Source organism: Thalassospira mesophila, assembly GCF_002115755.1.
GTDB classification, from domain to species: Bacteria; Pseudomonadota; Alphaproteobacteria; order Rhodospirillales; family Thalassospiraceae; genus Thalassospira; species Thalassospira mesophila.
The window spans coordinates 46,166-58,836 of sequence record NZ_JFKA01000011.1; the positions used below are offsets into that span (position 1 = coordinate 46,166).

2 protein-coding genes are annotated in these 12,671 nt (G+C 52.3%); both read right to left on the reverse strand.

Going from position 1 to position 12,671, the window contains the following annotated elements:
- Positions 1–32: 32 nt before the first annotated feature.
- On the reverse strand, positions 33–329 hold the full coding sequence (locus tag TMES_RS18175) for a DUF3467 domain-containing protein (protein ID WP_085585197.1): 297 nt from the start codon (positions 327–329) through the stop codon (positions 33–35).
- A 57-nt stretch (positions 330–386) separates the two neighbouring features.
- On the reverse strand, positions 387–12,542 hold the full coding sequence (locus TMES_RS18180; RefSeq protein WP_085585199.1) for an LEPR-XLL domain-containing protein: 12,156 nt from the start codon (positions 12,540–12,542) through the stop codon (positions 387–389).
- Positions 12,543–12,671: the final 129 nt, after the last annotated feature.

The window sequence follows — 12,671 nt, forward strand, 5'->3', positions numbered from 1 at the left end:
TCCCCTCAAAACAGAGTCAGATGCCTCTGGCCTTAGCCAAGTTTTCCATATACGCGTTCATATTCGGCCAGGGTATGATCGAGAATTTTCTTTAAACGTTTGGCTGCAAACGGGCTCATGATGATGCGATCGCTTAGCTGAACACGAACATCATCCTGCGAGCTGCTCCATACCTGGCTGGTCCCGAACAACAGCATTACTTCTTCGCGCGTGCTGGCAACGTTCGACACATTGGCATAGGTGCTGCGCATATTGGCATCATCCCAATTGATTTTGCGCTGGTCGGTATCGGTGGTCACACCGGTTTGCGGTTTGGTATTTTCAGCCATTGTTCGTAAATCCTTATATTCATCTTAAAACAGGGTATCGCGGTTATCTGGCGGCGGTTATGCCGCCTTGGTTACCAGCGACAAGACCGGTGCCTTTTCGGCCAGTTCCGGTACAAAAACAGGGCCCTCATCGGTTGCCGCGTCATTCAGCCACAGGCCGGATTCCGCATCAAACACAAGGCTGGTGCCGCCTGATGGTGCCAGTTGCGCAAAGTCAACATAACGGCCATTTTCATCTAGCCACAGGAACGCGCCATCTTGCGGTTCGGCGTCCTGCCCGCTGTTGTCATTTCCGTCAGATCCTTGTGCCGGCGGATTGGCCGGGTTATCGCCAGTGCCATCCGGTGCGGCGTTACCTGGCGCCCCTTGTGCCGATCCCGGCCCTTGCGCGCCATTCGGGGTGCCCGCAGTCCCTGCCGACGGCAGGTCGTTGGCCCCTGCGGGCGCGTTAACCTGGGCACCAAACGAAACCGATGGTATCGTATTACCAATGCCATTCCCGGCACCATTATTCGATGACAGCGCACTTTGATCGCTGGTTGACAGGATCGTGGCGGCTTCGATGAAACCGGCAATCGTGCCGTCATTTGTTTGATGAACAGACCCGACCCCGCCCAGAATGGCATTGGTGCCACCCACAAGCGAAAGCGAGCTGCCACTGTTACCGGCAATTCCGCCACCGCTTTGCCCGGTGCCAGCCAGAAGCCCGGCAACACCCGTGCTATTCGCCCCCGTCAGCGCACTTCCCGGCGCCGCGGTGCTGTGTGCGAATGATGATCCCGAACCGGACGAAGATGTCGTGCTGGTGATCGGTTGCAAGGTTGGACTGCGTGCGTCGATGCTGGCGAAATATGCCGCCTGCGGCTGCAAAATCGGGTCACCCTGAAAGGACGGGAACTCGGTTTTGGAATTACGGGTTTCGTCAATCCGGAATTCACCATTTTCAATCTGAACCAGATCAAGGGTCGGATCGGCAACAATGAAGTTCGGCTGTTCACCGCCCAGGATAAAGTCCACACCCGAGCCTGAATCCAGCGTGTCTTTCCGACCGGTGAACGATTCCGTCGAACGCGCCATTCGGGGCAGGCTATCGTGATATTCCTTGCCCTGTTCACGCGGGACAAAGCCGTAATAAACTTCGCCTTCATCCCCGATCAGGATGTCGTCGTCAACACCGCCAAACAGGCTGTCCTCAAAGGCACCGCCGATCAGTTCGTCATTGCCTTCATCGCCATACAGAATGTCGTAGCCGTTATTTTCGGCAAGCAGTTCCTTGGTATGGATTTCAAGACGGTCGGTAACATCGCGATAGGTGGCACCACCCTGATCGCCGATAATGGCGTCGTTACCGGAATCGCCATCAAGATAATCGTCAAACGAACCGCCAATAAGGATGTCATTGCCATCATTGCCGTGGATGGTGTCGTCACCACCAACAGCCTGATTGCGGGTTTCAAGGGTGTAATGTGTCCCAAGATCCCAGTTTTTCTTTTCGGCAATCACATAGATTTCCGAATTATCCAGTTTCAAATAGCCGGCATCGCCCAGAACCACGTCATCACCGGCACCTGCCGAAATGGTGTCTGCACCCTGACCACCAAAGATCGCATCATTGCCCGCCCCGGCATCAATAATGTCGGCACCGCCAATGGTTTCCTCGCGTGTTTCAAACATCACAAGGGTGCCGTCGGCCTTACGGGTCAGCTGTGCCAGGTCACCGGCGATATAATCGCTACCGGTGCCGGTCGTAATGCTGTCGCTTCCCGACCCGCCGAATACAACATTGTTGCCATTCCCGGCATCAATCGTATCGTCGTTATTGGTACCGATATCGCCGTTACGCGCGATCACATCTGCGCCCGCACTGCCCATCGGCACAATAATGCCAAGATCACCCAGAATGGTGTCGTTACCGGCATTGCCAAAGATGCTGTCCTGGCCAATCCCGCCCAGGATCATGTCGTCGCCTGCTCCGGCGGTGATAAAGTCGTTGCCGCCAATAGCTTCTTCAACTGTTTCAAAACTGACCAGCGTGCCGTTGCTGTCGCGTTTCAGTTCGGCAAGATCACCCGAGATATAATTGGTATTGCCTGCGCCGTTGCCAGTACCCGTGCCAATCGTGATCGTGTCATTGCCAGAACCACCCAAAACAATTTTGTTACCGTCGCTTGCGGTAATGGTGTCGTTATTGGTCGAACCAATGTTGCCATTGCGGGCAATCACATCGGGGCCAGCACTGCCAACCGGGATAACAATGCCAAGGTCACCAAGGATAATGTCGGTGCCATCGCCGGTCGTAATCGTATCCTGGCCAATACCACCCAGAATGATGTCATCACCCGTGCTGCTACCGGTCGTAATGGTGTCGTCGCCGCCAACGCTTTCGTCAACGGTTTCAAAGCTGACCAGCTTGCCATCGGCATCACGTTTTAGTTCGGCAAGATCACCCGAGATATAGTTGGTGTTGCCAGCACCGTTACCGGTGCCTGTACCAATCGTGATCGTGTCATTGCCAGAACCACCCAGCACGATCTTGTTACCGTCACTTGTGGTAATGGTGTCGTTATTGGTCAAACCGATGGTGCCATTGCGGGCAATCACATCGGGGCCAGCACTGCCAACCGGGATAACAATGCCAAGGTCACCAAGGATAATGTCGGTGCCATCGCCGGTCGTAATCTTATCCTGACCAATACCGCCCAGAATGATGTCATCACCCGTGCTGCTGCCGGTCGTAATGGTGTCATCACCACCAACGCTTTCTTCAACCGTTTCAAAGCTGACAAGCTTGCCATCGGCATCGCGTTTCAGTTCGGCAAGATCACCCGAGATATAATTGGTGTTGCCTGCGCCGTTACCAGTACCCGTACCAATCGTGATCGTGTCATTGCCAGAACCACCCAAAACAATTTTGTTACCGTCGCCTGCGGTGATCACGTCATTATTAGTGGTGCCGGTGCTGCCATTGCGGGAAATGACATCGGCCCCTGCACTGCCAACCGGGATAACAATACCCAGATCGCCAAGGATAATATCGTCACCGTCGCCACTGGTGATGGTGTCCTGGCCAATGCCGCCAAGAATGACATCGTTCCCGGCACCGGTTTCAATAATGTCGTTACCACCAGATGTTTCTTCGGCGGTTTCAAAAATCAGAACCGGGTCAGCGGCCAACTCGCTTAACGGGTCTTCCGAGCCATCGGGCAGGGTAAATTCGCTGCGGGTTACCTGGGCGTTGTCGCCCGCAATGTGGTTGTTGCCTTCACCACCATAGATGCTGTCATCGCCACCGCCGCCCAGCAGGATATCGTTACCGGCATTGCCATAAATTGTATCGGCGGCACCATTGGCGAAATTATGGGCGATAATATCGGCATCCGTCCCATTGGCGGGAATAATAATACCAAGGTCGCCCAGTATAACGTCAAGGCCGTCATCGCCCGTCAGGGTATCGGAACCGGTTCCGCCCATAATGACGTCGTTGCCAAGTTTGCCATTAATAATATCGGCACCACCGATAGTTTCATTGGTGGTTTCGGCACGTGAAATACGGGCAACCTTGTCGCGGGTAACAGTGCCAATGTCGCCCAACAGGGTATCATTACCTTCGCCACCATCAATGGTGTCGTTGCCGCCACCACCAATGACAATGTCAAAACCGCTATCGGCATTGATCAGATCGTTGCCACTGTTGCTGCCGTCACGTCCGGTGATGGTTGCGCCAAGGCCGGTTGTGGGTTCGATGATGCCGTAATCGCCAAGGATGATATCGGAACCGGTCCCGCCGGTAATGAAATCACCAAACACAACAACATTGTCGCCACCGTTGCTGACAGACAGAGACTGCGTACCACCGCCGCCGAGCAACATATCCGTGCCCGCACCGCCATCGATAATGTCAGACGATCCCTGGCCTTCCTCAACGGTTTCAACCGAAATGACATCAAGGATCAGGCTGGTCTGACTGCGCAGCAGGCTGATATTATCGCCGCCAACGGTATCACGGCCACTTTCGCCCAACAGGGTATCTGAACCCAAACCACCAATCAGGATATCGTTGCCGCTGCCGCCCTTGATTGTATCGTTGCCCGTGGCGCTGTTGTTACCACGCACAAGATACTGCCCCGGCGTGGAAGCCCCGGCAGAACCCTGCACAAGACCGGTATCGCCAATCAGAATATCGTTATGGTTACCACCATCGATATAATCGTTACCGACCCCGCCAAAGATGATGTCTTCGTTATCACCACCGTAAAGGGTGTCGTTACCGCCAACTCCCGGTGCGACATCGGTATTGGCCGTAACCAGCATACCGTTTGCATCAAAGGTGATGGTGCCAGTATCGCCAAACAGGATGTCGTTGCCGTCTCCACCGTTCAGCATGTCGGTGCCTGCACCGCCAAACATATAATCGTCGCCATCATCGCCATAAAGGCTGTCGTTACCGCCCTGGGATGATGAAGATTCAAGGGTAAGGCTGGTGGCCGTAGAACCGGTTTCGTCGCCAAACATGCGGTCAACACCGTCGCCGCCATGCAACACGTCGTTGCCAAGGCCACCGACGATCAGATCAAACCCTTTTTCACCATACAGGGTGTCGTTGCCGTCTTCGCCAAAGATATCGTCGTTGCCCGATCCGCCGTGGATAACGTCATTACCGGTGCCACCATGAATAATATCGTTGCCCGTGCCCGCGTCGACATAATCGTTCCCGGCCCCGGCATAAATGGTGTCGTTCCCGGTATCGCCGTAAATGCTGTCATTGCCCGAACCACCATAAACGGTGTCGTCGCCCTTGCCCGCGCGGATAACGGCCGTTCCCGAACTCATGGTGCCGCCGCTGATCCCCTGTCCATCAAGGCGGATAACATCATTTCCGGCACCACCGTCGAGCACCATGCTTGATGTAATGCCACTAAGAATGATCTTGTCGTCACCAGCGCCGCCAAAAGCGACAACCGATTTAACATGGTCAAATGTCTGGACAACATTATTAAACAGCGACGACCAGACCTCGATCTTTTCATCGTCAACCGTGCCACCGACATGCTTGAGATAGAAGGTCTCGTCACCATCCTCGGTATTATCAACCAGACGATCACCGGCATGGGTCCCCATGTTAACTGTAAGCGTTCCGCTATCATCAAGGTTAGCCAAAACTGGCGCGCTTGGCGGATTCAAATCCCAGGTAAAGATGGTGGCTTTGAAAATGGTAATATCAAGTTCAAAAACGGTGACGTTCGTAAAGAGCAGATGTGCCGTAACATCGGCAATTGCTGCAACCCTGATATAAAGTTCACCATGAATATCAAACAGATACTCGGGAGAAATTTCCATCAGGCCAAGGAACTCGGATGCGCGCAGTTTGCCATCGCCATTCGGATCGTTGATATCAAACGAAATCGTCGTACCAAGGGCCAGCTTCAACCCACCCGATGCCGAAATAATACCGGCGTTCAACTTGACACTGGCCGAGCCGTAAATTTCACCATTCATGACAATTTCGGGAATATCCTTGCTGCCATTGTGCAGGTCGGAAATATAGAAACCGTCAAACAGGGAAATCGGATCGCCGCTATCGACAAATTCGGCAAGGCCATGAAGGTCATAACCACCGGCAAGGTCGAACGTTACTTTAAAGTCAGTCCCAATACCGATTTCAAGCATCAAAAGCGGCGGATAAAGCGGATAAGGCCAGCTTTTGCTCAGATTGAACTCAAGATCAAATTTCGGAAGATCAAAATGGAACAGTTCAACCGCATCGGTCTGACCGGTTAACAGTTTAAGCGGCAGGTTATTGTCGGTCAGGATGGGTAATGAAAAAACGTTTATCCAGGTTTCTTTGGTCAAATCATCCAGCAAGCCGCCGGAAACCCCCATTTGGGTCTTGACCGCATCAAAGTTGCCAAACGCATAGTGGTCGTAATCAATGGCATCGGCAAGATTGATACTTTCAACGCCATTCGGGTTGTTCAGAACCGCATTGCCATCATATTTAAACGTTCCGAATTCGGCACCAATGGCATTATCACCGGCGGCAGCCTGGAACTTTTTAACCTGGTCAATCAGGTCAATCAGGTTATCCAGCGTTGCAATAAATTCAAATACACCACCGTTGGTCGCCCCGACAGAACGCGCCATGTCGAGAATGGACATGCTGCCAATAACCTCGGAAATACCCGGGATCGGCGAGGTCAGGAATTCAACGAGCGGACGCAACGGGTCCAGCATTTCATCGATGGTCTCGAATATCGGCATCAGGATGTCGTTGATGATACCGGCCAGGTTCATCGTTACATCGCGGTATTCAAGGCTGCCGTAATTGGCAACGGCTTGTGTGCCATCGCCGAATTTCTGATGAAAATCAAAATCGACATAAAGTTCGTGCGAAATTTCGGGCAGGCCAACACCGGAAGCAGCACCGGATGCAGAACTGTGAACGTTAAAATCCAGTTGTCCTTCGGCATCAAGTGTTGAGGCAAACAAATGGTCAACACTGCGGACTTCGCCAAATGTCAGTCGGCCATCCTGTGACCGGTCATTAACATCAATATCGTTGCCGGCTGTGCTGCCCTGTTCGGGGTTAATGTCAAAGGTAACCGTACCGGCAAAGGCCGAAGCCTTGTCGGTGATATCCGAATTCAGAATGCCCTGGCGGCCTTCGGCATCAAGGCCATTAAAATCAAGGTTAAAGGATATGACCAGTTCATCAATTGCGCCGGTTTCAACAAAGAAACCCTGTGCCGCATTGATACCGAAATCAAAATCGAAATCCATGCCAAGTTCAAGATTGACCATCCCGCTTGAAACATCCAGCCCAAGTCCGGCGATACCAAGGTCTTCGGCAAGGTTGATATCCTGATCGTAGAAATCCCAGTGGATATCGGCCGAGAAACGAACTTCGTCGCTGCCGGAATCATAGGTGGCAATAACATCGACATCCTTGTTGTGGTCCGAACCATCAACAGCGCCGATCTGCTTGAGCATGTTTTCAAGGGCGGTTTCAACGACCGTGGTGGTCGGCACAACAACACCGGGATTATCGTCCTGAAAGTCCTGAATGGCCTCGGAGATTGCGTCGATCAGACCGCTATGCAGGTCTTCAAAATAGTCGGCCGCCACCCCAAGGGCATCGCCAATAAACGGCAGGTCAAGTTCCAGCAGGCGGCTTTCAAGTTGCCCTTCGAGCTGGTTAAGGAAATAATCAAGGCCATTAAGCAAAAGACCCGGGCTGTTCAGAATGCTTTCGGCATTCAGACTATCGGCAATATCGGCACTGGTAACCGAAATGGTTTTGCCATCGCCAAAATAGTCGCTGATTTCAACGCCAACGCCGGGATTAAAAGCAACACCGCCAATGGTAAGCGGCAGATCGGCCTTAACCGCAATATCAGAGTCAACATTAACGATATTCGCCACATCGTTGCTGTCAAGTTCACTAAAATACAAACGCTCATCGGCAGCAGAACCGTTATATTGATCATTCAGCGTAAGTTTGAGATGCGCCGGGCCCGAAACGGCAAAACCGTCTTCGCCAGCCGCCGCACTGCCCGAAAGCCCGCCCAACGCAACCGATCCACCGTCAACTTTGCCCGTGGTCGCGCCAAAGTTAGTGTTGAAGGTCAGGTTTGAGGCTGAAACCGATATATCAAGATTAACACCGGTTTTAGACGTATCGAGGAAGAAACGCTCGTTGGTGCTATCAGCATAAAGACGGGCACCGGTTAAAACACGCTGGCCATCCACCACGCCAGATTGCGTTCCGGCAATGCCCAGGTCTTCGGCCGCGGTTGAACCGTTAATCGATTTAATGATCAGGCCGGGTTCTGCGCTGCTGGCGGCAACATCAGACATTTGCAAAGTTGCCGACCCGCCCAGAAGGCCGGTATCCGCACTAAACGAAATGTTATGCGAACCATCAATTGAAACCGAAACCAGATTGCCAAGGGCGGCATAAACCGGCACCGAACCATCAATCCCCGACATATCGGTAGTACTGACAAAGGTTTGACCCAAAGCCGTTTGAAGGGCCTTGGCAAAGGCGTCTTCGGTGGTGCGGTTTGCATCGGCATCAAGATGCACGGTAACAGCACCCGCACCATTTACCGAAACGGCAAATTCAAAGGCAGCGGTCGTATCAAAATCATTGCCCAATGACCCCGAAATTACCGACGCCACATTGCCACCATCCACACCAAGCCCGTCCAGGCCAGTCGGGATAGACGATGCATCTGCCGTGGTAAGGTCGGTAAAGACCAGGCGACCATTTTCATCAATGCCAATGGTCAGTTCGCTATCCGACACACCTGCGTCAGTGGCCGCTTTTTGAATACCGGCAATAATATCGGAAACCGTCGCACCGGTTTTTACCAGAGCATCAAGGTCAACTTCAAATTTTTCACCATTTGCCAGCGTGACCGAAAGATCGGTCTTGCTTGACGCGTTGGTGCCAATACCCTGCCCGCCATTGATATTGCCCACAGCCGTACTGCCGGTGGCGGGGGTGCTGTTTTCAGGCTGGGTCAACCGGAAACCAAGGGTCAGACCAACAGTTGCCGCTGCCGTAACATCAACAAGGCCGGTTCCATTGACATCGACAATATCGGAAAGCCCGCCCAGCAGGTTTTTAACTGCATCATCCCCGGCCTGATTGGCAAGGTCGCCAATGGCAAGGTTTAACGATTCTGAACTGCTGACAGTGGCCGGGCTATAGTTGATATCAATCATCAACGCCGTAGCATCATCGGTCAGATGAACATCAATGCCATTACTATTGGCATCCATGCCAAATGCTGTTTTCAGCGCGGTTTCAAGATCACCAAGGCCGGATGCCGGGTTATTTTTGAACGCAAGAAGGTGGGCTTTAATATCACCGGCAAAGTCAAGCAGGTCGGTGGCGCTCATACCAAGTAGTGGCAGGTCTTTTGCAAGAATAGAACCCGAATACTGACCATTGATATATTCAAGTGCGGTTTGAAGACCCGCCAGAATATTGTCGATGTTCAAATCGGCAAGGGCAGAAACGCTTTCGTCTGCCAAACCACCCAGATTAACCGTCGGTGTCAGGTTTTGCAGATCACCAATGGTATCAAGGTCGCTTAGCGTAATGGTGATATTGCCAACATCAATGTCATCAAGGACATCGCCGGAAATGGCAACATTGGTAAGGGTTAACTGCGCATAAGGCTGATCACCGTGGCCCGAACTGTACTGAACATCCGCAATGTCGGAAATTGCACTGTCATCATTGCCATACGCCGTTGCCAATACATCCCGCGCCGTTGTGGTATGCGGTGTTTCTGAATCGGATTCAGCATAAGTATTATGCAGGGAGACAACCGAATTAAGCGAAACAGACCCACTGCCATCGGCGGTAAAATCAATCAGCCCGACACGGCCGGTCGCATCAAGATTTGAAATGGCAAGCTCAACATTAACAGCGGCATTGAAATCCTGAATGCCAAGATGGTTGGCATAGCTATCGCCATGAAGGGCAGAACTGGTGATACGCGAAACAGTTTCAGCCGAATTTGCCTGATTGCTGCCTTCGATACCCAGATTAAGGCCAACCAGTGAATCATTAATCGAGGTCACCGAAAGATCAACAGCATCCATTCGCAAGGACGAATTGAGCAGGTTACGTTCGCTGATTTTCTTGGTGGCCGCATCAATAACATTGGTGATGGTGGTCGCCACTTTCATCACCGATTTGCCATCATCCTCGCCAATGGTGACATGGACGATATCGCTGTAATGTTTATCGGCAACACCAAGCGACCCTTCGGGAACGTCAATACCCGCCAAAGCCGCATTAATGGCTGCGGCAAAATCATCGGCGGTTGTTCGCGATCCATCTGCTGCGATGTTAACGATGACGGGCGAAAACTTGCCGACTTTCAAAATAAAGCTGGTGGCAGCCCCAAAATCGGCATCATCGGCAATGGCACCCGACAAAACAGCTGACGGGGTAGAAGACGTGGTGTCGCTATAGGCATTGTGACCCAGATTCAGACCAAAATCGCCCGCATTGTCGCTGGTACTTGCAGATGCGTCCTCGATGGTAATACGGAACGTATCGGTATCAAGCGAAACATGTAGATCACCATCAAGTGCGTCAAGGTGGCTTACAAGTTCGGCGACGGTCCAGGACGGATCAACATCAAGGGTATATTGGGCGCCATCGCGCATGGTGATTTGAAGATCAGCCAGACCATCATCCGCGGTTATAACACCGTTGCCATCAAACAAACCGGACAGCGCCGGGGTGCTATCGCTCCAGTCGACACTGCTGCCCAGCCCGTGCATGTCAAATAGCAACGTTGCCGAAACGCCCATCACGGAATGCACCGACATATCGGCGCTGCCGGTCAGGCTATCAAGATCGCCAAGCGTTGTGCTGGCGTCAAAATTGACATCCCCGCTATAGGTCTGGGTATCGCCATAGGAAATATCCATGGCAAGGGAGCCATCGATAAAGCGTAAATCAAGCGCCTGGATCATTTCTGCGGCGGTGCCGGTGAAACCCAGAAGCGCCCCGGCTTGCTCGGAAAATTCGACGATATCGCTAAAGGATGTTTTACCCGCCAGGCTGCCAACTTCCAGCTTTGCCGGGGTATCGGTGCCGGTTTTGGTGGCGGCAAATACCAGCTTGCCGTCCCGCTGGGAAACCGTAACCCGGTCCTTGACCGACGATGTCGAAAGGGCCGCCGCGATTGCCGTGGCAAGGTCGGTAATATTGCTAATGGCATGTTCATCGCCAGTAACATCGGGGTCGGGGTCAACATTGCCCAGGGCAATATTTACTTCTTCACCGTCCAGAATAAGAACAAAGGTCAGACCGTTTTCGGGGAACGGGTTTTCGCCAAAATCAATAACGTCGCTGACGAGTTCCACTGACGAATTACCGTCGCTGGCCGAGGCACTTTGATCTTCGCTAAAGCCGATAACGCCAACTTCCGATCCCAATTGATCAATGATGTGCTGCATTTTTGCGGCAAGATCAATGGCATCGCCGACTGTCAAACCGTCGGCAAAGGGCAGGCTAACATCAAGAACGTCCCCTTGGTCAATGCTGTCAACAACACTGACAAAGTTCGTCATGATCGAAAGGAAATCCTTGGCATCAAAATTCGATAGAAGTTCCAGTTCCGAATTCATCGAAACACTGACTTCTTCATTCACCCCGACGACATGCCCGGTCACCGTAATATCGGGGGTATCGCCAACATCGATACCTGAAATACCGGCAGCCGGACCTTCAAGGGTCAGGGGCAGACTTGCCAGAACGGAATTATCGCCGCCATTATTTTGCGCGCTGACGGTAAGGACGCTCGACAAATTTGAAATCGATGACAGTTGGGACGTTGTAAGGTCATCAAGATGGCCGCTATCGGCAACATTCAGTGTAACGGAATAGTTGATACCGCCCTGTGTTGAATCATTGGCAACACCGCCAACCGTTAACGGGATAATACCCAAGGTCAATTTATGCCCGGTCAAATCCTGATCAACGGTGCTTTGCAGGCTCAGACTATCGAGGCTGAATGTAATCGCGGATGTTTCATCAACGCTTTTATCAATCTTGATGGTGAAATTGATATCAAAGGTCAATTCCATTTCGCCATTGGTATCAAGCGAAATATTGTAGTCGTGGTTGGGGTCATCCACGCCAATGGTAAATTCACGGTCAATCGTCTGCGACATCGACACCGCGTAAATTTCATTCCCGTCAACGGTAGTGTGGGTAATGTTCAGCGTGCTGTCGCCGTCGGCATAATAGCCGGAATCTTTAAAAAAGGTCTGCCAGTCTGTTTCAAGATTGGAAAGTTTATCGTCCGGGTCATCCTGGCCGTCATATTGAATGATCTGGCTTAGCGGATCGATAATGTTCTGTTTGAAAATATCGCTCAGATCCGCAAGCGCACCCGCGCCCGAATTTTCATCTGTGCCAAACACCATTGGCAGCGGGTCCGCAAACAGGTCGTGCCCTTCAAGATTGTCGAGCAGGTTCTCAACCTGGGTCAGGGCGTCGCTAATGTCATCGGCATATTTTGCTTCCAGCGGATCAGCGGACAACAGAATACGGGGTTCAATTGGCTCCACATGCAAACGCCGCGTGTTCCGTACCGGTGCAGCCATCAAGGCAGCATGACTAACTTTCACGTCGCGAACGTGCTTGCGCCTGTTCGACACCCAGTCCCGGATTGTCCACATCGAATGAAGCCTTTCCCCAAATAACCGCCGAGCCCCCACGCCCGCACCCCTGCGAACGTCACTATACCTTAGTGGTGCCCCTCAAATTTTATACCGCAAACTTTCCGCAAACTGGACTCTGAAAATCTG